23 protein-coding genes and 1 pseudogene are annotated in these 24,325 nt (G+C 71.9%); 17 read left to right on the top strand and 7 right to left on the bottom strand.

Translation table 11 applies throughout. The annotated features are described in order from the left end of the window. Positions 1 to 46: 46 nt before the first annotated feature. The 5 genes from argC to CP976_RS08935 are packed head-to-tail and all read left to right on the top strand — an operon-like array spanning position 47 to position 4,901. Positions 47 to 1,075, top strand: a complete 1,029-nt coding sequence (gene argC / locus CP976_RS08955) for an N-acetyl-gamma-glutamyl-phosphate reductase (protein WP_150479862.1) — start codon at positions 47 to 49, stop codon at positions 1,073 to 1,075. Then, positions 1,072 to 2,223, top strand: coding sequence for a bifunctional glutamate N-acetyltransferase/amino-acid acetyltransferase ArgJ (gene argJ, locus CP976_RS08950; protein WP_150479861.1), 1,152 nt, complete (start codon positions 1,072 to 1,074; stop codon positions 2,221 to 2,223). Before argC ends, argJ begins: the two co-directional genes overlap by 4 nt. Further along, positions 2,220 to 3,149 (top strand): acetylglutamate kinase, encoded by a 930-nt coding sequence (argB, locus tag CP976_RS08945; protein WP_150479860.1) that lies wholly within the window; start codon positions 2,220 to 2,222, stop codon positions 3,147 to 3,149. The genes argJ and argB overlap by 4 nt, the downstream gene beginning before the upstream one ends. Next, positions 3,146 to 4,348, top strand: coding sequence for an acetylornithine transaminase (locus tag CP976_RS08940; protein WP_150479859.1), 1,203 nt, complete (start codon positions 3,146 to 3,148; stop codon positions 4,346 to 4,348). Before argB ends, CP976_RS08940 begins: the two co-directional genes overlap by 4 nt. Before the next feature lie 7 nt (positions 4,349 to 4,355). Next, the gene (locus CP976_RS08935) at positions 4,356 to 4,901 is read left to right on the top strand and encodes an arginine repressor (RefSeq protein WP_059422875.1); all 546 of its coding nucleotides are present in this window, start codon (positions 4,356 to 4,358) and stop codon (positions 4,899 to 4,901) included. A gap of 122 nt (positions 4,902 to 5,023) precedes the next feature. On the opposite strand, the gene CP976_RS08930 is transcribed toward CP976_RS08935, so the two are convergent. The 6 genes from CP976_RS08930 to CP976_RS08905 form a co-directional block, all read right to left on the bottom strand. Continuing rightward, positions 5,024 to 5,827 (bottom strand): FAD:protein FMN transferase, encoded by an 804-nt coding sequence (locus tag CP976_RS08930; RefSeq protein ID WP_229876113.1) that lies wholly within the window; start codon positions 5,825 to 5,827, stop codon positions 5,024 to 5,026. Further along, entirely contained in the window at positions 5,820 to 6,908 is a 1,089-nt protein-coding gene (locus CP976_RS08925) for an FMN-binding protein (protein WP_150479858.1), read from the bottom strand. Before CP976_RS08925 ends, CP976_RS08930 begins: the two co-directional genes overlap by 8 nt. A gap of 40 nt (positions 6,909 to 6,948) precedes the next feature. Next, positions 6,949 to 8,331 carry a ferredoxin reductase family protein gene (locus tag CP976_RS08920; RefSeq protein WP_167537305.1) on the bottom strand — a complete coding sequence of 461 codons (1,383 nt, stop codon included), beginning with the start codon at positions 8,329 to 8,331 and terminating at the stop codon, positions 6,949 to 6,951. A 161-nt stretch (positions 8,332 to 8,492) separates the two neighbouring features. Continuing rightward, on the bottom strand, positions 8,493 to 9,191 hold the full coding sequence (locus CP976_RS08915; RefSeq protein ID WP_150479857.1) for a L,D-transpeptidase family protein: 699 nt from the start codon (positions 9,189 to 9,191) through the stop codon (positions 8,493 to 8,495). Positions 9,192 to 9,194: 3 nt separating this feature from the next. Beyond that, positions 9,195 to 9,782 (bottom strand): pyridoxamine 5'-phosphate oxidase family protein, encoded by a 588-nt coding sequence (locus CP976_RS08910; protein ID WP_150479856.1) that lies wholly within the window; start codon positions 9,780 to 9,782, stop codon positions 9,195 to 9,197. Positions 9,783 to 9,924: 142 nt separating this feature from the next. Beyond that, the gene (locus CP976_RS08905; RefSeq protein WP_150479855.1) at positions 9,925 to 10,869 is read right to left on the bottom strand and encodes a hypothetical protein; all 945 of its coding nucleotides are present in this window, start codon (positions 10,867 to 10,869) and stop codon (positions 9,925 to 9,927) included. 218 nt (positions 10,870 to 11,087) lie between these two features. Between CP976_RS08905 and CP976_RS08900 the strand changes: the two genes are divergently transcribed. The 12 genes and pseudogenes from CP976_RS08900 to CP976_RS08845 all read left to right on the top strand — a co-directional run. Beyond that, complete coding sequence (locus tag CP976_RS08900) at positions 11,088 to 12,284, top strand: argininosuccinate synthase (protein WP_150479854.1); 1,197 nt, start codon at positions 11,088 to 11,090, stop codon at positions 12,282 to 12,284. A 69-nt stretch (positions 12,285 to 12,353) separates the two neighbouring features. Then, positions 12,354 to 13,787: an argininosuccinate lyase gene (gene argH / locus CP976_RS08895; protein ID WP_150479853.1), complete on the top strand. Its 1,434-nt coding sequence runs from the start codon at positions 12,354 to 12,356 to the stop codon at positions 13,785 to 13,787. Positions 13,788 to 13,963: 176 nt separating this feature from the next. Then, positions 13,964 to 14,935, top strand: a complete 972-nt coding sequence (locus tag CP976_RS08890) for an aldo/keto reductase (protein ID WP_150479852.1) — start codon at positions 13,964 to 13,966, stop codon at positions 14,933 to 14,935. A gap of 85 nt (positions 14,936 to 15,020) precedes the next feature. Beyond that, positions 15,021 to 15,572: a TetR/AcrR family transcriptional regulator gene (locus CP976_RS08885; RefSeq protein WP_150479851.1), complete on the top strand. Its 552-nt coding sequence runs from the start codon at positions 15,021 to 15,023 to the stop codon at positions 15,570 to 15,572. Then, positions 15,569 to 17,104: an MFS transporter gene (locus tag CP976_RS08880; RefSeq protein ID WP_150479850.1), complete on the top strand. Its 1,536-nt coding sequence runs from the start codon at positions 15,569 to 15,571 to the stop codon at positions 17,102 to 17,104. The genes CP976_RS08885 and CP976_RS08880 overlap by 4 nt, the downstream gene beginning before the upstream one ends. Before the next feature lie 126 nt (positions 17,105 to 17,230). Continuing rightward, complete coding sequence (locus tag CP976_RS08875; RefSeq protein ID WP_150479849.1) at positions 17,231 to 17,464, top strand: hypothetical protein; 234 nt, start codon at positions 17,231 to 17,233, stop codon at positions 17,462 to 17,464. A gap of 2 nt (positions 17,465 to 17,466) precedes the next feature. Next, positions 17,467 to 18,465: an AAA family ATPase gene (locus tag CP976_RS08870; RefSeq protein ID WP_229876102.1), complete on the top strand. Its 999-nt coding sequence runs from the start codon at positions 17,467 to 17,469 to the stop codon at positions 18,463 to 18,465. Beyond that, a complete protein-coding gene (locus CP976_RS08865) occupies positions 18,462 to 19,403 on the top strand; it encodes a DUF58 domain-containing protein (RefSeq protein ID WP_150479848.1) in 942 nt (313 codons plus the stop codon). Before CP976_RS08870 ends, CP976_RS08865 begins: the two co-directional genes overlap by 4 nt. Before the next feature lie 10 nt (positions 19,404 to 19,413). Then, positions 19,414 to 20,364 carry a VWA domain-containing protein gene (locus CP976_RS08860; RefSeq protein ID WP_150479847.1) on the top strand — a complete coding sequence of 317 codons (951 nt, stop codon included), beginning with the start codon at positions 19,414 to 19,416 and terminating at the stop codon, positions 20,362 to 20,364. Positions 20,365 to 20,380: 16 nt separating this feature from the next. Beyond that, positions 20,381 to 21,262, top strand: a complete 882-nt coding sequence (locus tag CP976_RS08855) for a S1C family serine protease (RefSeq protein ID WP_150479846.1) — start codon at positions 20,381 to 20,383, stop codon at positions 21,260 to 21,262. A 14-nt stretch (positions 21,263 to 21,276) separates the two neighbouring features. Further along, positions 21,277 to 21,945, top strand: coding sequence for a response regulator transcription factor (locus CP976_RS08850; protein WP_150479845.1), 669 nt, complete (start codon positions 21,277 to 21,279; stop codon positions 21,943 to 21,945). Between the two features lie 5 nt (positions 21,946 to 21,950). Beyond that, positions 21,951 to 23,165 (top strand): annotated as a pseudogene (locus tag CP976_RS08845) (sensor histidine kinase); the annotation flags it as partial. Positions 23,166 to 23,443: 278 nt separating this feature from the next. Here CP976_RS08845 and CP976_RS08840 read toward each other — a convergent pair. After that, the gene (locus tag CP976_RS08840) at positions 23,444 to 24,118 is read right to left on the bottom strand and encodes a lysophospholipid acyltransferase family protein (protein ID WP_150479844.1); all 675 of its coding nucleotides are present in this window, start codon (positions 24,116 to 24,118) and stop codon (positions 23,444 to 23,446) included. Positions 24,119 to 24,325: the final 207 nt, after the last annotated feature.

The raw sequence follows: 24,325 nt of genomic DNA, 5'->3' as shown, positions 1-24,325 counted from the left end.
AACGTGCAGCGAAACGTATAGTCATGCCCTCTAAGGAGGAGGTTCCATGGCGGTACGTGCGGCAGTGGCCGGAGCGAGTGGATACGCGGGCGGGGAACTGCTGCGTCTGCTCCTGGCGCACCCCGAGGTCGAGATCGGTGCCCTGACCGGCAACTCCAACGCGGGGCAGACGCTCGGTGCGCTCCAGCCGCACCTGCTGCCCCTGGCGGGACGAGTGCTCCAGGGGACCACCCCCGAGGTTCTCGCCGGGCACGACGTCGTGTTCCTCGCGCTGCCCCACGGGCAGTCCGCCGCCGTCGCCGAGCAGCTCGGGCCGGACGTGCTGGTGATCGACATGGGCGCCGACTTCCGGCTGACGGACGCCGCCGCCTGGGAGCGGTTCTACGGCTCGCCGCACGCCGGAACCTGGCCCTACGGCCTTCCCGAACTGCCGGGCGCCCGCGCCGCGCTGGAGGGGTCCAAGCGCGTCGCGGTGCCCGGTTGCTACCCCACGGCCGTGTCGCTGGCGCTCTTCCCGGCATACGCCGCCGGGCTCGCCGAGCCGGAGGCCGTGATCGTCGCCGCGTCCGGCACCTCCGGCGCGGGCAAGGCGCCCAAGCCGCACCTGCTGGGCAGCGAGGTCATGGGCTCCATGTCCCCGTACGGCGTCGGCGGCGGGCACCGGCACACCCCCGAGATCACCCAGAACCTCAGCGCGGCCGCCGGCGGGCCGGTCTCCGTCTCCTTCACGCCGACCCTCGCGCCGATGCCCCGCGGCATCCTCGCCACGTGCAGCGCGAAGGCGACGGACGGGGTCACCGCCGAGTCACTGCGCGCCGCCTACGAGAAGGCCTTCGCCGACGAGCCCTTCGTGCACCTGCTGCCCGAGGGCCAGTGGCCCGCCACGGCGTCCGTCTACGGTTCGAACGCCGTTCAGGTGCAGGTCGCGCACGACACGGCCGCCGGACGGATCATCGTGATCAGCGCCATCGACAACCTCACCAAGGGCACCGCCGGCGGTGCCGTCCAGAGCATGAACATCGCCCTGGGGCTCGACGAGACCACCGGACTGACGACGATCGGAGTTGCGCCGTGAGTGTGACGGCAGCGAAGGGATTCACGGCGGCGGGCATCGCCGCCGGGATCAAGGAGAACGGCAACCCCGACCTGGCCCTCGTGGTCAACACCGGGCCCCGCCGCGCCGCCGCCGGCGTCTTCACCTCCAACCGCGTGAAGGCCGCACCGGTGCTGTGGTCCGAGCAGGTCGTCAAGAGCGGCCAGATCTCCGCCGTCGTCCTCAACTCCGGCGGCGCCAACGCCTGCACGGGCCCGAAGGGCTTCCAGGACGCGCACGCGACGGCCGAGAAGGTCGCCGAGGTCCTCGGGCGGGGGGCCATCGAGGTCGCCGTCTGCTCGACCGGCCTGATCGGCATCCTCCTGCCGATGGACAAGCTGCTCCCGGGCGTGGAGAAGGCAGCCGCGTCGCTGAGTGAGCACGGCGGTGAGAAGGCCGCCATCGCCATCAAGACCACCGACACCGTCCACAAGACGTCCGTCGTCACCAAGGACGGCTGGACCGTCGGCGGCATGGCCAAGGGCGCGGGCATGCTCGCCCCCGGCCTCGCCACCATGCTCGTCGTCCTCACCACCGACGCGGCCCTGGACAACGACGTACTCGACCAGGCCCTGCGGGCGGCCACCCGTACGACCTTCGACCGGGTCGACTCCGACGGCTGCATGTCCACCAACGACACCGTGCTGCTGCTCGCCTCCGGCTCGGCCGGAGTCACTCCGGAGTACGACGAGTTCGCCGAGGCCGTCCGGCAGGTCTGCGACGACCTCGGGCAGCAGCTCATCCGGGACGCCGAGGGCGCCAGCAAGGACATCAAGGTCGAGGTGATCAACGCCGCGACCGAGGACGACGCCGTCGAGGTGGGCCGCTCCATCGCCCGCAACAACCTCCTCAAGTGCGCCATCCACGGCGAGGACCCCAACTGGGGCCGGGTGCTGTCGGCGATCGGCACGACGAGCGCCGCCTTCGAGCCGGACCGGCTCAACGTCGCCATCAACGGCGTCTGGGTGTGCAAGAACGGCGGCGTCGGTGAGGACCGCGACAAGGTCGACATGCGCTACCGCGAGGTGCACATCGTGGCCGACCTCGCCGCCGGGTCCGAGACCGCCACCATCTGGACCAACGACCTCACCGCGGACTACGTCCACGAGAACAGCGCGTACTCGTCATGAGCAGTGGATCGACGCGTAAGCACACCGCCCTGCCCAAGGCCCAGATCCTCATCGAGGCCCTGCCCTGGCTGGTCCGGCACAACGGCAAGACGGTCGTCATCAAGTTCGGTGGCAACGCCATGGTCGACGAGGACCTCAAGGCCGCCTTCGCCCAGGACGTGGTGTTCCTGCACCACGCCGGCCTCAAGCCCGTCGTCGTGCACGGAGGCGGCCCGCAGATCAGCGCCGCCCTCGACCAGCACGGCATCGTCAGCGAGTTCAAGGCGGGCCTCAGGGTGACCACCGAGGACGCCATGGACGTCGTACGGATGGTGCTGGCCGGCCAGGTGCAGCGCGAGCTGGTCGGGCTGCTCAACCAGCACGGCCCGCTCGCCGTCGGCCTGACGGGCGAGGACGCGCACACCATCACCGCCACCAAGCACCAGCCCGAGATCGACGGCGAGCTCGTCGACATCGGGCGGGTGGGCGAGATCACCGCGATCGACACGGGCGCGATCGAGGCCCTGCTCGCCGACGGCCGCATCCCGGTCGTCTCGTCGATCGCCCGCTCCCAGGACGACGGACATGTCTACAACGTCAATGCTGATACGGCGGCTGCGGCACTCGCTGCTGCACTGGGCGCCGAAACCCTCATGGTCCTCACGGACGTCGAGGGACTCTACGAGGACTGGCCGAACAGCGACGAGGTGATCAGCCGCCTCACCGCCTCCGAGCTGGAGCGGCTGCTGCCGGACCTGTCGTCCGGCATGGTGCCGAAGATGGAGGGCTGCCTGCACGCCGTACGGGGCGGCGTCACCACCGCCCGGGTCATCGACGGCCGGGTCCAGCACTCGATCCTGCTGGAGATCTTCACCGACGAGGGGATCGGCACGATGGTCGTGGCCGACGAGAAGCCCGAGGGACCGGGCGGACAGGGGGAGTCGTGAGCAACCAGGAACTGACCGCGCGGTGGCAGGGCGCGCTCATGAACAACTACGGCACCCCGAGGCTCCCGCTCGTCCGCGGCGAGGGCACCAGGCTGTGGGACGCCGACGGCACGCAGTACCTCGACTTCGTCGGCGGCATCGCGGTCAACGCGCTCGGTCACGCCCACCCGGCCGTCGTCGAGGCCGTGAGCCGGCAGATCGCCTCCCTCGGCCATGTCTCCAACCTGTTCGTCGCCGAGCCGCCGGTCGCGCTCGCCGAACGGCTGCTCCAGCTCTTCGGCCGCGACGGCAAGGTCTACTTCTGCAACTCCGGCGCCGAGGCGAACGAGGCCGCCTTCAAGATCGGCCGGCTCACCGGGCGCACCCATATGGTCGCGACCCAGGGCGGCTTCCACGGCCGCACCATGGGCGCCCTCGCGCTCACCGGCCAGCCCGGCAAGCAGGAACCCTTCCTGCCGCTGCCCGGCGACGTCACGCACGTCCCGTACGGCGACGCGCAGGCGCTGGCCGCCGCGGTGACGGAGGAGACGGCCCTCGTCGTCATCGAGCCGGTCCAGGGGGAGAACGGGGCCGTGGTCCCGCCCGCCGGCTACCTCAAGGCCGCCCGGGCCATCACCGCCGCCACCGGCGCGCTGCTCGTCCTCGACGAGGTGCAAACCGGCGTCGGCCGGACCGGTAACTGGTTCGAGTACCAGGCCCATGAGGGCGTGCTGCCCGACGTCGTCACCCTCGCCAAGGGCCTCGGCGGCGGACTGCCGCTCGGCGCGACCGTCGCCTTCGGGCGCGCTGCCGAGCTGCTCCAGCCCGGCCACCACGGCACGACCTTCGGTGGCAACCCCGTCGCCTGCGCCGCCGGGCTCGCCGTCCTCGACACCATCGAGAACGAGGGGTTGCTGGAGAACGTCAAGCGGCAGAGCGAGAAGTTGCGGGACGGGATCGAGGGCCTCGGTCACGAGTTGATCGATTTCGTCCGGGGCGCGGGTCTCCTCCTGGGTATCGTGCTCACCGAGCCGCTCGCGCCCCAGGTGCAGCAGGCGGCTCAGGACGCCGGCCTCCTGGTGAACGCGCCCGCTCCCGACGTCGTACGGCTCATGCCGCCGCTGAACATCGGTGACGACGAGGTGGACGCCTTCCTCCGGGCGCTGCCCGGCGTCCTCGACGCAAGCGCAGCCGACGGGGACGGACGATCCGGGGAATGAGACGACGATGAGCCAGGCGCAGGACCACGAGCAGCCGGGGGCGAACGGGCCCGCCGTGCCGCAGACCCGCACCGCACGCCACCGCCGGATCGTGGACATCCTCAACCGGCAGCCCGTGCGGTCACAGAGCCAGCTGGCGAAGCTGCTCGCCGACGACGGGCTGAGCGTCACGCAGGCGACGCTCTCCCGGGACCTGGACGAGCTGAACGCGGTGAAGATCCGCAACTCCGACGGCGACCTGATCTACGCGGTGCCGAGCGAGGGCGGTTTCCGCACGCCGCGCGCTCCGCTGGGCGGGTCGGCGAAGGAGGAGCGGATGCGGCGGCTCTCGCAGGAGCTGCTGATCTCCGCGGAGGCCTCGGCGAACCTCGTGGTCCTGCGGACTCCGCCGGGGGCCGCGCAGTTCCTGGCCTCGGCGATCGACCAGGCCGAGCTGCACGACATTCTGGGGACGATCGCCGGTGACGACACGTTGCTGTTGATCAGCCGGAACCCTGACGGGGGGCAGGCGCTGGCCGACCATTTGCTGAGGCTGGCGCAGAACGGGCACTGAGCGCGCCGTGGGGGTTGCCGGTGGTGATTGGGTGCGGGTGCGCTGTGGCTGGTCGCGCCCACGCGGCGGAGCCGCACATGGATACAGCCCCGCGCCCCTGGGGCATCCGCCCCAGCCCCCACTCACCCCAGCCGCGCAGCCAACCCGCCAGTACAGCGCACCTCATCGCCGGCCGTGATCAACAGCGCCTCGACCCCGGGCAGCGACTCCAGCCAAGCCAGCCCCTCCCGCGACCCCATCGCGAACGCCGCCGTGGCCCAGCAGTCCGCCCACGTCAGCCGGGGCCCCACCACCGTCACGGCGACCAGGTCGGTCACGGCCGAGCGCCCGGTCCGCGGGTCGACGATGTGCGCCCCCCGCTCCGCGGTCCCGGACGTGGCCACGGCCAGCTCGTCCACCCCGGCGGCGGAGATCACCGCGGCGAGACCCCCCGGCCGCAGAGGATCCGAGATCCCGACCCGCCACGGCCGCTGCGCGCCCGGAACCCCGAGCAACTGCACATCGCCGCCTCCGTTGACGCTCACCCCGCTCACCCCGGGCACCGCCGCCAGCTGCCGCGCGGCCCGCTCGACCGACCAGCCCTTCACGATGCCGGTGGGATCGAGGCGGCCCCCGTACGAGGTGCTGAACCAGCCGTCGCTCAGCCGCTCCGCCTCGGCGGCCAGCTCCAGGACCTCGGCGACCTCGGGATCGCACTCCCCGACCGTCAGCCGACCGCGTTGCAGCCGGGAGATCTGGCTGTCATCGCGGTAGGTGCTGAACACCTCGTCGACCCGGTGCAGCCCGGCGACGGCCTCGTCCACCGCCGCGCGCACCGCGCCGGGTTCCCCGCCGCGGACGTCGAAGGAGAAGACGGTCCCCATCGTCTCCTCCGCGTGACGTACCGCGGCGGGAGCCTGTGCGGAGTCGGCCACCGTGTCAGCCACCGGCCTGGTCCAGTGCCGACTGGAGGGACTGCTTGTAGCCGGCGCTGGTGTAGGTGGCTCCGGAGACCGCGTCGATCTGCGCGTTCCCGGCCGCGACGGCCGCCTGGTTGAGGCGGGGGACGGAGGAGGAGGTGATCTGGTCGCTGCGGCCGCCCTTGGGGGCCTGGACGGCTTCGGCCTTGGTGATTTTGCCGCCGGCGACGGTGATGCGGACCTGGACCGGGCCGTACTGGGTCTGCGCCACGCTGCCGGTGAGGGTCTGCGTCTGGGCCTGACCGGCCCCGGAGCCGGCGCCCTGGGACGAACCGCCTCCGGAGCCGGCGGCCTGAGAGGAGCCGCCCCCTGCCGGAGCCTTGTCCAGTGCCGACTGGAGGGACTTCTTGTAGCCCGCGCTGGTGTAGGTGGCGCCCGAGACCGCGTCGATCTCCGCGCTCCCCGCCGCGACGGCCGCCTGGTTGAGGCGGGGGACGGAGGAGGAGGTGATCTGGTCGCTGCGGCCGCCCTTGGGGGCCTGGACGGCTTCGGCCTTGGTGATCTTTCCGCCGGCGACGGTGATGCGGACCTGGACCGGGCCGTACTCCGTCTGCGCGACATCGCCGGTCAGGGTCTGGGCGTTGCCCGAGCCCTGCGCGCCGCCGGACGAGGCCTTGGCCTTGTCCAGGGCGGACTGGAGGGACTTCTTGTAGCCGGCGCTGGTGTACGTCGCCCCGGACACGGCGTCGATGTCCGCGCTCTGGGCGGCGACCGCCGCCTGGTTGAGGCGGGGCACGGAGCTGGCGGTGATCTGGTCGCTGCGGCCGCCCTTGGGGGCCTGGACCGCCTCGGCCTGAGTGATCTTGCCGCCGCTCATGGTCAGGCGGACCTGCACCGCGCCGTACTGCGTCTGCGCCGCGTCACCGGTGACCGCGCCGTTCACGCCGCCCTGCGGGGCCTGCCCGGCCGCCGCGGGCGGGAGCTGACCGCCCGCGGCCTGGGCGGAGCCCGGGTCGGAGGCCGGCTTCAGTGACAGCAGCAGCACGATCCCGGAGACGGTGGCTGCGCCGGCGAGCACGGCACGCCGGACGGGGTGAGACTTCCTCATCGTTTCTCAAGCTCCTGAAGGGCCGTTGATGTCCCGTCGCTCACATCTCGAACGACTCGTGATGGATACGGCGGGCGGGGACTCCCGCGCCGCGCAGTGCCTCGTACACCGACTGCGCGAAGCCGGGCGGCCCGCACATGAAGACGTCGTGGTCGCCGATGTCCGGGATCTTCCGCTGGAGTGACTCCGCGGAGATGTCGGGGCGTTCCCCGTCGGGGCTGTTGACCGCGTACATCAGCCGGGCCCCGCGCTCGTCGGCGATCTTGGCGAGTTCGCTCCACAGGGCCAGGTCCTGGGTGCTGTTGGCCCGGTAGAGCAGTGTGATGTCGCCGGAGGCGCCCGGCAGGGTCTCGAACAGGGCCCGCATCGGGGTGATGCCGACACCGCCCGCGACCAGCAGTACCTTGCCGCGGCTGCGGCGCTGCGCGGTCATCGCGCCGTACGGGCCCTCCGCCCACACCTTGGTGCCGGGCGTGAGCTCACGCAGCCGGGAGGTGTGGTCACCGATCGCCTTGACGGTGATCCGCAGCATGTCCGGGCGGGGCGCCGCCGACAGGGAGTACGGGTGCGAACTGAAGCGCATGCCGGGCGCCTTGAACCGCCAGCGGAAGAACTGGCCCGCCTCCGCGCCCATCCGGTGCAGCTTGCGCCCGCCGATCAGCACGGACACGATGCCCGGGGTCTCCTCGATGACCGCCTCGACCCGCATCCGGTGCCGCAGGTTCAGGCGGATCGGGGTGAGGATCCGGTACCAGAGGACGAGCGCGGTCACCACGCCGTACAGCCCGTACCAGAAGGTCTTGGCGGCGGGCTCGACGGCGAACTCGTTGCCGGTCGTGATCTGGTGCCAGAACGTCAGGTACACCGCCGCGTAGGTGAGCAGGTGCACGTGGTACCAGGTGTCGTACCCGATCAGACGGCGGACACCGCCGATCGAGAGGATCCCGATGACGAACAGCAGGCCCGTGCCGATGGCGGCCTTGCCCATGTCGGGCAACTGGTTGACGGAGTCGATCGTCTGCTGGACGACGGCGCCGAGCCCCTTGCCCGCCTGGAGGGCATAGCCCCACATGGTGAGGAAGACGTGGGCGAGGACCAGGCAGAGCGTGTACCGGCCGGTCATGGCGTGCCAGCGGGCGACCCGGTCGGTGCCCACCCGCCGCTCCAGCGCGGGCACCCGTGCCATCTGGAGCACCACGAGCGCCATGAGGTAGCCGGCGAGCAGGCCGGTGATCCGGCCCGCGGCCAGGATCTTGGCCGAGGTGTCCGCGAGGGACGCTGTGTTGTCCCACCACAGCCACAGCACGGCCGCCGCACCCGCCCACAGGGCGATCAGCAGCGGTACGGCCGGGGAGCGGCGCGGGCGGATGCGGCGCATCGTCTGGCGGCGGGCGGCACGGCCGCCTGCGAGCGTGGTGGTCACGGTTCCTCCGTGGGGACTTGACCCTTGGCCCACAGATACGTGCCGGGACACGGGAGTGTTCAGCCGTGCACCGAGTCGTGTGCTTACGGGAGTGACCGGCGGTAACCCGAACGGGTTCCCCAGCGGCCTCCCGGGCCAAGGGCCTGTCTGACAGACAGGCCCTAGTAGCGGGTGACGGCGGTGGTCCCGCTGGCCGTCCCGACGGCGATGTGCGGGCGCTGTGCCGGGTCGGCCCAGCGGAGGATCGTCCGCATGGCGCGCTTCGGCACCGATACGCAACCGGCCGTCGCCCCGCGCCCGTTGACATGGAGAAAGATGCCCGCGCCGCGTCCCCGTACGGGACGCTCGTAGTTGAAGCCGATGACGAGCGCGTGTGCGTACCGCTCGCCGTAGGTGATCAGGTGCTCGGACTCGGCGGCCCGGCAGTCGGCCGCGCGGGGCTCGGTCCAGCGGTTGTAGGAGCGGGAGTCGTTGTCCTGGCACCACCAGGAGTCCCGGTGCACCCGGCGGTACTCGTACGCCGTCCCGCGCGGCGCCGCCTTGATGCCGAAGGCGTACGGCAGGCCGTACAGACCCGTGGGTGTCGTGTTCGTGCCCTGCTTGCGCGACGCGCCCTCGACCAGCCCGTTCACCCCGAAGCGCGCGGGCGCGGAACCCGCCTTCACCCACCGCCCGTTCCTGCGGTCCCACCAGGTGACCGTGCCCGTCGTCGAGGCCGTCCCCGGGGCCACCGCGGTGATCAGCTGGGTGCCGCCGCCGGTGTCTGTCATCCGGGACGGCAGCGCGGAAGAGGGGGCGGGCGGCCCGGCGCCGAGCACGACGAGACAGGAGGCGGCGAGGGCGACGGCACCGGGGCGCATGCCTCAGACCGTAGAGGGCGGCAGCGGCAACGGCAGCCCGGGTAGTCCGTCCAGGCTCGTCGCGATGTGCTCCTTCTTGGTGAAGTAGGCACTGAGCGACGCGTCGTCCTCGCGGGCGAAACGCTTGCCGTGCAGGTCGCGGTCCGCCTCGTACGCCATGAAGGGCACGGCGTAGCCGCAGGTGTCGCGGACGAGTTCGGCCGTGACGACGATGATCGCGCGCAGCCCGTGCTGTGCCGGGTCGATGTCCGGGAAGTGGCCGAGCAGCTCCCCGAAACGGGGGTCGTCACGGAAGACCGGCTCCCCGCGGCCGTGCACCCGGACGATGTTCGGCGGGCCCTGGAAGGCGCACCACATCAGGGTGATCCGCCCGTTCTCCCGCAGATGGGCGATGGTCTCGGCGTTGGAGCCGGCGAAGTCGAGGTAGGCGACGGTGTGGTCGTCGAGGACCACGAAGGAGCCCTTGAGGCCCTTGGGGGAGAGGTTGACCGTGCCGTCGGCGGACAGGGGAGCGGTGGCGGTGAAGAAGACCGGCTGCGCCTCGATGAACGAGCGGAGCCGGCCTTCTATGCCTTCATAAGTCTTTCCCATGTCTAAAGATTATGGGCGATGACCTTTCGGGTGCCTAAGAAAATTGCGGGATCCGGTCACCTCTGCCGGACCCCGCCCCCGGGCGCCTGCCCGTGGCCGCCCCGGCCGGCGCTCACGCGGGGCGGCCACAGCGCCTGTCACCTCACTTGGTGAGCGTGCAGGCGGCCAGGGAGTCGAGACCCGCCGGACGTTCGGCCGTGCGGCCGATGGCGGTGGCGATGCGGTTGATCGCGGCGACGCGCTTGTCCTCCAGCGGGCCGAGGATGGCGTTCTGGACGAAGTTCGGTCCGCCCTGGCCGACGGTGTCGACGAGGCGCTTGTTGGCCTCGTCGATCTGCTTGTCCAGATCGCCGAGATTGCGGTCGACCTCGGCCTGGGCGGAGGCCGGGATCGCCGGCAGCTGGGAGGCGACGTCCGGGCAGGTGATCGAGCCGGCGCCCGCGTTCCCCGCCGCGCCCGCGCCCGCGCCCGCGCCCGCGTCCTCTCCGGCACCCGCACCGGCTTCCTCGCCCGCGCCGGCTTCGGCACCCGCACCCGCTTCGGCACCCGCGCCGGCCTCGGCGCCTGCTCCTGCTTCGGCACCGGCCTCTTCACCGGCGCCCGCCTCGCCGCCCGCGGCCTCGCCCGCTCCGGCGCCGCCGTCGGCGTTGAGCTGGCAGGCGGCGAAGGCCTCCAGGCCCTCCGGCTTCTCGGCGGCACGCCCGATGGCGGTCTCGATGCGGTTCAGGGCGGCGACCCGCTTGTCCTCCAGCGGGCCGAGGATGGCGTTCTGGACGAAGTTGGGCCCGCCCTGGCCGACGGTGTCGACGAGGCGCTTGTTGGCCTCCTCGATCTGGGTGGCCAGATCGCCGAGATTGCGGTCGACCTCCGCCTGCGCCGAGGCGGGGATGTCCGGCAGCTCGCCGGTGACGTCCGGGCACGTGATCGTGCCGGGACCCGCCAGCGTCCGGGCGTTCGTCGCGCCGCTGTCCGGCGTCTCCCCGGCGAGGGCGAAGCCGGCGATCACCGTGCCGGACAGTGCCACCGCGGCGGCGCCGCCGATGAAGCCGACGCGACGCTTGTTGTACTTCGGAAGAGCCCTGGACATGCGGATGCCTCACTAGGGGTCGGGGGTGTCGTCGGTGTCAAAACGCGGCGCCTGCGTTCGGCGAGAGGTACGAGTAAGCGGTTTCGCGCGTTCAAAGGATCTTCAAAGTCATCTCGGCATGGCCGGAATCAACCCCTCGATCCGGGGTGCATTGACGAATCATGCGGAGGTCTGCATAATCATGCAGGTCAGTGATCGCAGTATGAGGGGAAGAACCCGTGACCGAGCGCGTCGTACTCGCCTACTCCGGCGGTCTTGACACCTCCGTCGCCATCGGCTGGATCGCCGAGGAGACGGGCGCCGAGGTCATCGCGGTCGCGGTGGACGTCGGCCAGGGCGGCGAGGATCTGGACGTCATCCGCAAGCGCGCCCTCGCGTGCGGCGCGGTGGAGGCCGAAGTGGCCGACGCCAGGGACGAGTTCGCCGAGGAGTACTGCCTCCCGGCGATCAAGGCCAACGCCCTCTACATGGACCGCTATCCGCTGGTCTCCGCCCTGTCCCGGCCGGCGATCGTCAAGCACCTCGTCGCCGCCGCCCGCAAGCACGGCGCCACGACCGTCGCCCACGGCTGCACCGGCAAGGGCAACGACCAGGTCCGCTTCGAGGCCGGCATCGCCGCCCTCGCCCCCGGCCTCACGTGCATCGCCCCGGTCCGCGACTACGCCATGACTCGCGACAAGGCCATCGCCTTCTGCGAGGCCAAGGGCCTGCCGATCGCGACCACCAAGAAGTCGCCGTACTCCATCGACCAGAACGTCTTCGGCCGCGCCATCGAGACCGGCTTCCTCGAGGACATCTGGAACGCGCCGATCGAGGACATCTACGAGTACACGCAGAACCCGGCCGTCGCCCGCGAGCCCGACGAGGTGGTCATCTCCTTCAAGGAGGGCGCCCCGGTCGCCGTCGACGGCAGGCCCGTCACCGTGCTCCAGGCCGTCCAGCAGCTCAACGAGCGCGCCGGAGCCCAGGGCATCGGCCGGATCGACATGGTCGAGGACCGGCTCGTCGGCATCAAGTCGCGTGAGGTGTACGAGGCTCCGGGCGCGATCGCCCTGATCACCGCCCACCAGGAGCTGGAGAACGTCACCGTCGAGCGAGAGCTCGCCCGCTACAAGCGGGGCGTCGAGCAGCGCTGGAGCGAGCTCGTCTACGACGGCCTGTGGTTCTCCCCGCTCAAGCGCGCCCTCGACGGCTTCGTCAACGAGGCGAACCAGCACGTCACCGGCGACATCCGGATGACCCTCCACGGCGGCCGCGCGGTCGTCACCGGCCGGCGCTCCGAGCAGTCGCTGTACGACTTCAACCTCGCGACCTACGACACGGGCGACACCTTCGACCAGTCCGCCGCCAAGGGCTTCATCGACATCTACAGCCTGTCGTCGAAGATCGCGGCACAGCGGCACCTGCGGGCGTAGCCCGACGGGAACCCGGCGCGGGCATATAAAGGTCTGCGTCACATCCATACCTCTCTAGGAGCAACGCAAGTGAGCAGCAACAGCGGTGACGTACGGCTCTGGGGCGGCCGTTTCGCCGACGGTCCCGCCGAGGCCCTGGCCAAGCTGTCCGCGTCCGTCCACTTCGACTGGCGGCTCGCGCCGTACGACATCGCCGGTTCGCGTGCGCACGCGCGCGTGCTCCACAAGGCGGGCCTGCTCACCGAGGACGAGCTGACCCGGATGATCGCCGGGCTCGACCAGCTCGAGGCGGACGTCGCCGACGGCTCCTTCGTGGGCACCATCGCCGACGAGGACGTGCACACCGCCCTGGAGCGCGGCCTGCTGGAGCGCCTCGGCCCCGACCTCGGCGGCAAGCTGCGCGCCGGCCGCTCCCGCAACGACCAGGTCGCGACCCTGTTCCGCATGTACCTGCGCGACCACGCCCGCGTCATCGGCGGCCTGATCGCCGAGCTCCAGGACGCGCTGATCGGCCTCGCGGAGGCCCACCCGGACGTGGCGATGCCCGGCCGTACGCACCTCCAGCACGCCCAGCCGGTCCTGTTCGCGCACCACGTCCTCGCCCACGTGCAGTCCCTGTCCCGGGACGCGGAGCGGCTGCGCCAGTGGGACGCCCGCACGGCGGTCTCGCCCTACGGCTCGGGCGCGCTGGCGGGCTCGTCCCTGGGTCTGGACCCGGAGGCGGTGGCCAAGGACCTCGGGTTTGAACACGGCAGCTCGGGCAATTCCATCGACGGCACGGCTTCCCGCGACTTCGTCGCCGAGTTCGCCTTCATCACGGCGATGATCGGCGTCAACCTCTCCCGGATCGCCGAAGAGGTCATCCTCTGGAACACGAAGGAGTTCTCCTTCGTGACCCTGCACGACGCGTTCTCCACGGGCTCGTCGATCATGCCGCAGAAGAAGAACCCGGACATCGCCGAGCTGGCGCGCGGCAAGTCCGGCCGCCTGATCGGCAACCTGACGGGCCTGCTGGCCACGCTCAAGGCCCTCCCGCTCGCGTACAACCGCGACCTCCAGGAGGACAAGGAGCCGGTCTTTGACTCCATCGACCAGCTGGAGATCCTGCTCCCCGCCTTCACCGGCATGATGGCCACGCTCACGGTCCACCGCGAGCGCATGGAGGAGCTGGCCCCCGCCGGCTTCTCCCTCGCCACGGACATCGCCGAATGGCTGGTCAAGCAGGGCGTACCGTTCCGCGTGGCCCACGAGGTGGCAGGCGAGTGCGTGAAGGTCGCCGAGGGCGAGGGCAAGGAACTGGACGAGCTGACGGACGAGCAGTTCGCGAAGATCTCGTCCCACCTGACCCCCGAGGTCCGCACGGTCCTGAACGTCCCGGGCGCCCTGGCCTCCCGCAACGGCAGGGGCGGCACGGCCCCGAGCGCGGTCGCGATCCAGCTGGCAGAGGTGAAGGCGGACGTGGCGGCCCAGCACGAGTGGGCCCTGGCCAAGAAGAAGGGCTGAGGGAAACGCACCTCAGGGGCGCGGGGCTGTATCGATGTGCGGCTACGCCGCGTGGGCGCGAGCAACCAAGCACTACCCGCACCCGCGAACACACAGCAAGCCCCGAGCTCAGAGGCGAAGGTCATCCCGGGGGTTACGTTGGTCGAAAGCCGCAGCCGACCGAACGGAGCCCCCGGATGCCCTTCGCCCGCCTGGCCACAGCAACAACCCCCACCTGCCACATCGGCCTCGGCCTCGCCGCCGTCGGACGCCCCGGCTACATCAACCTGGGCCGAGACGAAGACCTCGGAGAAGACCGCAGCGTCGAGACGCTGCGCAACCGCACACACGAACTCCTAGACGCCGCCTACGCCCAAGGCGTCCGCTACTTCGACGCCGCCCGCTCCTACGGCCGCTCGGAGGAGTTCCTCGCCGACTGGCTGAACACAAGGCCCGGCCTCGATGACATCGTCGTCGGCAGCAAGTGGGGCTACACCTACACCGCCGACTGGTCCACCGACGCCGAGACCCACGAGGTCAAGGACCACACCCTCGCCACCTACGAACGGCAGCGCGCCGAGACCGACGCCCTGCTCGGCGACCGGCTCGACCTCTACCAGATCCACTCGGTGACCCCGGACAGCCCGGCCCTCACCGACAAGGAACTGCACGCCAAGCTCGCGGAAGCCGCCGCCCAGGGACTCACCGTCGGCTTCTCCACCAGCGGTCCCGCCCAGGCGGACGCGATCCGCGCCGCCCTCGCCGTGACGGTCGACGGCGAACCCCTCTTCCGTACCGTCCAGTCGACGTACAACGCGCTGGAGACCTCCGCCGCACCCGCCCTCGCCGAGGCCCACGACGCCGGGCTCACCGTGATCGTCAAGGAGGGCATGGCCAACGGCCGGCTCGCGGGGCCGCACGCGCCGGACGTCCTGAAGGGGATCGCCGAGGAGTCCGGGCTCGGCTGCGACGCCGTCGCCCTGGCGGTGATCCTCCGGCAGCCCTGGGCCGGCGTCGTCCTCTCCGGCGCGGCCACCACCGGTCAGCTCGCCTCCAACCTGCACGCGGCGGTCGTCGACCTCGACGACGACCAGCTGACCCGCCTCGCCGCGCTGGCCGAGGAACCGCGGGCGTACTGGGAGCGGCGCCGGCAGCTGCCCTGGCACTGATCGCCATCGCTCCGTGAACCGACAGCCGTGAGTCACGCATGCCCAGGATGAGACATTCATGTCTCATATGGAGTATGGTCGTCTCATGGCTGTCGATCCTGACCACGTGCTGCGCAGCGCCGCGGCCCTGCTGACCCACAAAGCCACCGCGACCATGGACGAGGTCGCCAAGGCCGCCGGGATCAGCCGCGCCACGCTGCACCGCCACTTCGCCGGGCGTGACGCGCTCGTCCGCGCGCTGGAGTCACTGGGCATCGCGGAGTGCGAGGCCGCGCTGGACGCCGCCCGGCTCGACGAGGGCACGGCGAGCGAGGCCGTACGCCGGCTGGTCGGGGCCATCGAGCCCGCCGTCGGACTGCTCGGGTTCCTCTACACCGAGAACCAGCTGTTCGAGGGCGAGGAGCAGAACGCGGGCTGGACGCTGATCGACGACCGGATCTCCGCCCTGTTCCGGCGCGGCCAGCTCAGCGGCGAGTTCCGCATCGACCTCACGCCGGCCTGGCTCACCGAGGCGCTCTACGGCCTGCTCGCCTCCGCCGCCTGGATGGTGCAGAGCGGCAAGGGCGCTCCCAAGGACTTCCACTACATGATCGTCGAGCTGCTGCTCGGCGGCGCACTACGGAGAGAGGAATCATGACCAGCACCTTGCAGCCGGCTGAGACGGCCGAGGCGGTGAAGCGCCCGGGCCGCTGGCTCGCGCTCGGCGTCCTCGTCCTCGCCGTGCTGCTGGTGGCCGTCGACGCGACCGTCCTCGGTCTCGCGACCCCCTACATCAGCGAGGACCTGAAGCCCTCCGGCACGCAGCTGCTGTGGATCGGCGACGTCTACTCGTTCGTCATCGCCGGCCTGCTCGTCTCCATGGGCAGCCTGGGCGACCGTATCGGCCGCAAGCGGATCCTGCTGGTCGGTGCCACGGCGTTCGGCGCGATATCCGTGTTCAACGCCTACGCCACGACACCGGAGATGCTGATCGTGGCCCGGGCGCTGCTCGGCGTCGCCGGCGCGACCCTGATGCCGGCCACGCTCGCCCTGATCCGCAACCTCTTCCACGACCCGCGCGAACGCAGTTTCGCCGTCGGCATCTGGGGCGCCACCGCCTCCGCGGGCACGGCCGTCGGCCCGATCGTCGGCGGGTTCCTGCTGGAGCACTTCTGGTGGGGCTCGGTCTTTCTGATCAATCTGCCCGTGATGGCCGTCCTGGTGCTCGTCGGCGTCAAGCTGCTGCCCGAGTCGCGCACCGCGAACCCCGGTCCGTGGGACCTGGCCGGCGTCGTGCTGTCGCTGGTCGGCATGGTCGGTGTCGTGTACGCGATCAAGGAGGCCGCCACGCACGGCTTCGCGTGGAGCACCCTGGCCGCGGGCTTGCTGGGCGCGGCCGCCCTCTACGGGTTCGTACGCCGCCAGCTCACGCTTCCGGCCCCCCTGCTGGACATGCGGCTGTTCCGCAACCGCGGCTTCAGCGGCGCGGTGCTGGCCGACCTGCTGACCATCCTCGGTCTGTCCGGGCTGGTGTTCTTCCTCTCCCAGTACCTGCAACTCGTCCAGGGCAGGCGCCCGTTCGAGGCGGGCCTGGCAGAACTGCCCGCCGCGATCGGCGCGGTGGTGGCCGGTCTGGTCGCGGGGCGCGCGGCCCGGCGCTTCTCGGTGCGGGCCGTCGTCTCCGCAGGGCTCGCGGCGATCGGCCTCGCCCTGGCCGCGCTCACGGTGATCGACCAGTCCACCGGCTACCCGCTGCTCGGGGCCGCGCTGCTGGTGGTCGGCGTCGGAGCCGGTTTCTCGTTCACCGTGACCGCCGACGTGATCCTCTCCGGCGTGCCCAAGGAGCAGGCGGGTTCGGCGTCCGCCGTGTCCGAGACGGCTTACGAACTCGGCGCGGCCCTCGGCATCGCCGTGCTCGGCTCCATCGTGACCGGCGTCTACCGCGACTTCACCGGCCCGGCGGGCACACCGGCCGCGGCGCACGAGTCGCTGGGCGGCGCGGTCGAGGCGGCCGCGGGCATGCCCGCGCACACGTCCGCGGTGATGCTGGACGCGGCCCGCACGTCCTTCGTCGACGGCTTGGCCCTCGCGGCCGGTGTCGGCGCGGCGGTCCTGCTGGCCGCGGCGGTGGCGGCGTGGTTCCTGCTGCGGGGGCAGCGGCTGGAGGGCGGGGCGGCGGAACACGCGTAGTCCCGCAGCGGTGCGGTGAGAGGCCGGACCCCTCACCGCACCGCCTTTAAGCCCGTTTTCGCCCTCGCCTGATGGTCTTGGCTCCGTACCCGACGTCGTTCCCCACGGCCGAAGGAGCCACCGATCATGACACGTCGTACGAAGAAGGCGATCGTCACCGTCTCCGTCCTGGCCGCCGCCGGGCTCGCGGGCGGCGGTGTCGCGCTCGCCGCCGACGGTGACGAGACGCCGCGCGAGCAGGTCAGGTTCGTCGTCGAGGAGGGCACCTCCTCCGGCGGGGGCGCGGCGGGCGACCAGGACTGCCCGTGGAAGGACGGCGGCACCGCCCCGAGCGGCGGCGACCCCGCCTCGGAGCTGTGACCGTGTCCACCGCCCCGGCCGCCATGACCCCCGACGGCAAGCTCCTGGAAGAGGCCCTCTTCGAGGTCAAGCGGGTGATCGTCGGCCAGGACCGCATGGTGGAGCGGATGTTCACCGCCGTGCTGGCCCGCGGCCACTGCCTGCTGGAGGGCGTGCCGGGCGTCGCCAAGACGCTCGCCGCGAAGACCCTGGCGCACGTCGTGGGCGGACGGTTCGCCCGGCTCCAGTTCACGCCCGACCTCGTCCCCTCCGACATCACCGGCACCCGCCTCTACCGGCCCTCGCAGGAAGCCTTCGACATCGAACCCGGCCCGGTCATCGCCAACATCGTCCTGGCCGACGAGATCAACCGCGCCCCCGCCAAGGTCCAGTCCGCCCTGCTGGAGGTCATGGGCGAGCACCAGGTCTCCATCGGCGGCACCACGCTCCCCGTCCCCGAACCCTTCCTCGTCCTCGCCACCCAGAACCCGATCGAGTCCGAGGGCGTCTACCACCTCCCCGAGGCCCAGCGCGACCGTTTCCTGCTCAAGGTGGAGGTCGCCGCGCCCAGCGAGTCCGAGGAACTCGCCATCCTCTACCGGATGAGCGTCGACCCGCCCCACGCGCGCCGGGTCCTCACCCCCGAGCGACTGGTCGCGCTCCAGCGGACCACCGACGAGGTGTTCGTGCACCACGCCGTCGCCGAGTACGCCGTACGGCTCGTCTGCGCGACGCGTGAACTGGCCGGTCCGGAGCGGCGGCTGGCCCACGGAGCCGGTCCCCGGGCCACCCTCGGCCTGGTCGCCGCCGCCCGTGCGCTGGCCCTGCTGCGGGGCCGCGGCTACGTCCTGCCCGAGGACGTGAGCGACCTGGCGCACGAGGTCGTCGGGCACCGCCTGGTCCTCTCCTTCGACGCGCTCGCCGACGGAGTGACCGGGCCGCAGATCGTCGACGAGGTGCTCGCCTCCGTGGAACAGCCGCGGATCAGCCCCCGTCAGGCGGCCGAGGAGGCGGCGGCATGACCCCGGCCCTGGGCGAACTGACCCCCGAGCAGGCGCTGCGGCACCTGGAGCTGCTCTTCACCCGGCACCCCGACGGCCTGCTCCAGGGCGACCACCCGTCCCTCGTGCCCGGGCCCGGCGACGAGGTCGCGGAGACCCGGCCGTACGTCATCGGTGACGACGTCCGCCGGATGGACTGGAACGCCACCGCCCGCACCACCGTCCCGCACGTCCGCCTCACCCTCGCCGACCGCGAACTCACCACCTGGCTCGTCCTCGACACCTCCGCCAGCATGGACTTCGGCACCGCCCGGATGGAGAAACGGGACCTCGCGGTGGGCGCGGCGGCCGCCGTCGCCTTCCTCACCGAACGGGCCGGCAACCGCCTCGGAGCCGTCTTCGCCGGACAGGGCCCCGGGGACCATCCCCCGGGAGGCGGACCGTACGGCGGACGGCGCATCCCGCCCCGCACCGGCCGCCGCCACCTGCTCGCGATCCTGCGGACCGCTCTCGAACGCCCGCGCGTCACCCCCGGGCCCCCGGCACACCACCTCGCCGACGCCCTGCACAGCCTGCGCGTGCTGCCCGCCCGCGGCCTGGTCGCCGTGGTCTCCGACTTCCTGGAGACCGGCTGGGAACAGCCCCTGAAGACCCTCGCGCGCCGGCACCAGGTCCTCGCCGTGGAGATCGTCGACCCGCGCGAACTGGACCTGCCGCCCGTCGGGCTGCTCACGGTCGTCGACCCGGAGACCGGACGCAGCCGCGAGGTCTCCACGCACACCCGGGGACTGCGGGAGCGCTACGCACGGGCCGCGCTGGAGCAACGGGCACTGATCCGGCAGTCCATCCGCCGCTCGGGCGCCGCCCATCTGCGGCTGCGCACCGACCGGGACTGGGTCCGCGACGTCGTCCGGTACGTCGAGACGCAGCGGCGCCGGGCCGGCGGCGGGGCGGCATGAGGGAGGCACGATGAGTCTGCGCTCACCCGGGTGGCTCCTGCTGCTCGTGCCGCTCACCGGCCTGATCGCCGCGTACGTACTGGTCCAGCGCCGGCGCAGCCGCTACGCCGTCCGCTTCACCAACCTCGACCTGCTCGACAAGGTCGCGCCCAGCCGGCCCGGCTGGCGCCGGCACCTCCCCGCCGCCGTCTTCTGCGCCACGCTCGCGCTGCTGGTGCTGGGCTTCGCCCGGCCGACGGCCGACGTGCAGGTCCCCCGGGAGCGGGCCACGATCATGATCGCCTTCGACACGTCCGGCTCCATGGAGGCCACCGACGTCGACCCCACTCGCTTCGTGGCCGCCCAACGCGCCGCCCTCGCGTTCGTCGACCGGCTGCCCGAGCGGTTCAACACCGGACTGGTCTCCTTCAGCGGCTCCGCCACGGTCGCGGTGCCGCCGACCACCGACCGTGTGGTGCTGCGCTCGGCCATCGAGCAGCTCACCCTCGGCCAGGCCACGGCGATCGGCGACGCCGTCATCGCCGCCCGCGACGCCATCCGCGCGCTGGACCGGCGGGCCGAGTCCGAGCCACCGCCCGCGCACATCGTCCTGCTGTCCGACGGCGCCAACACCGCCGGCCGCCCGGTCGAGTCGGCGGCCGAGGAGGCGGCCGGCGACCGCATCCCGGTCTCGACGATCGCCTACGGCACCGAGGACGGCGTCGTCGATCTCGGCGGCGGCCGCATCCTCCAGGTCCCCGTCGACGGCCCCGCCCTGGAGAACCTCGCCTCCCGCACCGGCGGCGACTACCACGAGGCCGCCACCGGAGAGGAACTCCAGGCGGTCTACGAGGACATCGGCAGCTCCGTCGGCTACCGCACCGAGGAGCGCGAGATCTGGCAGTGGTTCGTGGCCGCCGGCCTGGTCACGGCACTCGTGACGGCAGCGCTGTCCCTGCTGTGGTTCTCGCGGCTCCCGTGACGAAGGAGGTACGACCGTGCCCGACCCGCATCCCCGCTCCGGCCTGGGCGAGCCCCGCGGCCCGTCCTTCCTCCCGGGCCGCCCGCGCGAGCACACCGAACCCCTCACACCACCGGCCCCACCGCCCTCCCACACCACACACCGACCTCCGCCCACTCGCCCGCCCCGCACCCACCGCCCCCTGGCCGCCGCCGTTCTGGCCGCCGTCCTCGCGGGCGGTCTGGCCGGGTACGCCGCCGGGGCACTCGGCGACGACGACCCCGTACCCGCCTCCGCACCGGCCGCCCGCGCCCCGGGCGACCTCCAGGCCGTGGCCGCCCGGGTGCTGCCCAGCGTGGTCTCCGTCCGGGCGGACCGCGGCCAGGGCTCCGGCTTCGTCTTCGACGAGCGGGGCCGCATCCTCACCAACGCGCATGTGGTGGAGGGCAGTTCACGCGTGTCCGTCGAGCTTCAGGACGGCCGCCGGCTCACTGCCGAGGTGATCGGCGACGACCCCGCCCACGACGTCGCCGTACTGGAGCCGGAGACGTCCCGCGGCCTGCGCGCCGCCGACCTCGCCACCGGCACCCGCCCGGCCGTCGGCGACACCGTCCTGGCCATCGGCTCCCCGCTCGGCCTGAGCGGCACCGTCACCTCCGGCATCGTCAGCGCCCTGGACCGCTCCGTCCGGCTCGGCGAGGACGGCGGGGGAGGACCGCGGCGGGCGCTCCAGACCGACGCGTCGATCAACCCGGGCAACTCCGGCGGACCGCTCGTCGACGACGAAGGGCGCGTCATCGGCATCAACACGGCCATCGCGACGTTGGACCAGAACAGAGGCGGCTCCATCGGCATCGGTTTCGCGATCCCCGTGGGCGACGCGGTGGAGGCCGCCCGGACCATCATCGACGGTGGCTGAAGGGGGCCGCGCCCATGCGACTGCTGGTCGTCGAGGACGAGGAAGACCTCGTCGTCGCCCTCAAGGTGGGCCTGATCAGGGCCGGCTACGCGGTCGACGCCGCCCCGGACGTCGACACCGCGACCGAGAAGCTCACCGTGAACGACTACGACCTGGTCCTGCTGGACCTCAACCTGCCCGACGGCGACGGCTTCTCCGTCTGCCGCGCCATCCGCGCCACCCCCGGCGGCCCCCGCATCCTGATGCTCACCGCCCGCGACCGCCTCGCCGACCGGGTACGCGGCCTCGACGAGGGTGCCGACGACTACCTCGTGAAACCCTTCGCGCTGCCCGAACTCCTCGCCCGCATCCGCGCCCTGCTGCGCCGCGAGGACGGCGGCACCTCCGTCGTCGAGGTCGGCGAGCTCCGCCTGGACACCGCCCGCTTCGAGGCGTACCGAGGGGACCGCAGGCTCCCGCTCACCCCCAAGGAGTTCGGCGTCCTGCACTACCTGATGACCCGCCCCGGGCGGGTCGTCCCGGCCGAGGAACTGCTAGAACACGTCTGGGACGAACACGCCGACCCGTTCACCAACACCGTCCGCGTCACCGTCGGCTCGCTGCGCCGCAAGGTCACCGGGGAGGACGAGCCGCTCATCGAGACGGTGATACGGCAGGGCTACCGCCTGAAGGAGACGCCGTGACGACCATGCTCCGGCCGCTCAGGACCCGGATCCGGCTGCCCGCCTTCACGCACACCATCCGCTTCCGCCTCACGGTTCTCTACTCCGGCCTCCTCTTCCTCCTCACCGCCCTCGTCCTCGGCGCCACCTACTTCGCGGTCGAGCGCAGCGGCGAGGCCCACCCGGTCAGCAAGCAGTTCCGCGCCGAGAAGTACGTCAACGGCGTCTACATGGGTCAGTTCGACGCCGTGAAGCTCCAGGAGGTCGAGGCGGCCGTCAACTACGAGACCCTCGGCAACCTGCGCAACTTCTCCTTCATCGTGCTCGGCGCGCTCGCCGTGGCCAGCCCCGTCATCGGCTGGATCCTCGCCGGCCGCGCCCTGCGCCCGGTCCGCGCGATCTCCCGCACGGCGGCCGAGATCCAGGCCACCGACCTCTCCCAGCGCATCCGCCTCACCGGCCCCAAGGACGAGCTGCGCGACCTCGCCGACACCGTCGACTCCATGCTCGACCGCCTCGACGAGGCCTTCCGCGCCCAGCGCCAGCTCATCGACGACGCCTCCCACGAACTGCGCAGCCCGCTGGCCATCATCCGAGCCAACGTCGACGCCGTACTCACGGCGGAGGACTCGGACGAGGAGGACCGTCGTATCGCCGCTCGCAGCGTCGACCGGGCCACCACCCGCATGACCCGCCTGGTCGAGGACCTGCTCGCCACCGCCCGCCGCAGCGCCCCCGCCCTCGCCGACGCCGACGTCGACCTCGCGGCAGCGGCCGGCGAGGCATGCGAGGAGTTCGCCCCGCTCGCCGCCGAACGCGGCCAGCTCCTGCACCGCCGTCTCGCCCCCGGCCTCACGGTCATCGGCGACCACGACGCCCTGCGCCGGGCGGTGGGCAACCTGCTGTCGAACGCGGTACGGCTGGCCCCGCCGGGTTCCCGCATCACCGTCGCGGCCGGCCGGGACGGCTCCTGGCTGTGGACGGCGGTACGGGACGAGGGCCCGGGCATAGGCGACGACGACCGGGCGAGGGTCTTCGACCGCTTCTGGCGGGCCAAGGGCAACGGCGGCGGCCGGGACCGCCACGCCGGCCTGGGCCTGGCGATCGTCAGACAGATCGTGGAGTCGCACGGCGGCCAGGTCCGCCTGTTCTCACGGGTGGGGGAGGGCTCTACGTTCGTGCTGTGGTTCCCGGCTCCGGGGGACGGCCAGACGAATGGCGGCCCGCCGGAGAACGCGCCCCTCTAGGGCGTCTCCGCAAAGTCCCGTCGTCCGCCCGGAGGGCGGGCCCTGCGGCGTTCGGTGCGTGCTCTGGGGGTCCCCCCGGCCGAAGGCTGGGTGAGTGCCGGGCGGACGCCCGCGTACTGGTTGTACGTGGGTGTTCGCCCGGTGCGGCGAGTGGGGGCACCTCCCACGCCCTTAAGGCAGTGGGGGAGCGTGCCGGGCGTCGCGGGGCAGGCGGGACTTTGCGGACACGCCCTAGGGGCGGGACTGCCCGACCAGCCCCCACGGCCAGAGAACTACGCCGCTTCCTTCGCCTTGCTCGCGTACATGTCCACATACTCCTGTCCGGACAACCGCATGACCTCACTCATCACCGAGTCGGTCACCGCCCGCAGCACGTACCGGTCCCGGTCCATGCCCTCGTACCGGGAGAACTCCATGGCCTCACCGAACCGGACGGTGACCTTCCCCGGCCGGGGGAGACCCGCCCCGCCCGGCTGAAGCCTGTCCGTACCGATCATCGCGAACGGCACCACCGGCGCCCCCGTCATCAGCGTGAGCCGTGCAATGCCGGTCCGGCCCCGGTAGAGACGCCCGTCGGGCGACCGCGTCCCCTCCGGGTAGATCCCGAACACGCGCCCCTCTTCCAGGACCCGGCGCCCGGTCATCAGCGCGGCGACCCCGCCCCGGCCACCGTCACGGTCGACGGGGATCATGCCGACACCGGTGAAGAACCAGGCCATCAGCCGGCCCTTGACGCCCTTCCCGGTCACGTACTCGTCCTTGCCGATGAAGAAGACCTGACGGTCGCAGACCAGCGGCAGGATCATCGAGTCGATGAACGTCAGGTGGTTGCCGGCCAGGATGACCGGACCGTCGCCGGGAATGTGCTCCGCACCTTCCACCTGAGGGCGGAACATCAGGCGCATGATCGGGCCGAGCACTGCCTTGATGAGCGCGAAGCGGGACAACGGGCCCTCCGTGTCAAGGGATGCGGTATGAGTCTGTGCAGGTGAGGACGATACTCGGGGTTCCGGGGGTCGCGCACATCGGGCACGGGACTTAACCGAGGTCTTACGCGTCGTTGACGCGTGTTTACCTGCGGTGACCCGCTGTGGGCGTTCCGTAACCCGGCCGCCACATGTGACGGACGTCGCTCCCCGGACGTATCGGACGCG

Source organism: Streptomyces coeruleorubidus (genome assembly GCF_008705135.1).
Classification (GTDB): Bacteria; Actinomycetota; Actinomycetes; order Streptomycetales; family Streptomycetaceae; genus Streptomyces; species Streptomyces coeruleofuscus.
Note: the sequence above shows the minus strand (reverse complement) of the source record. Positions and strands in the feature narration are given on the sequence as shown.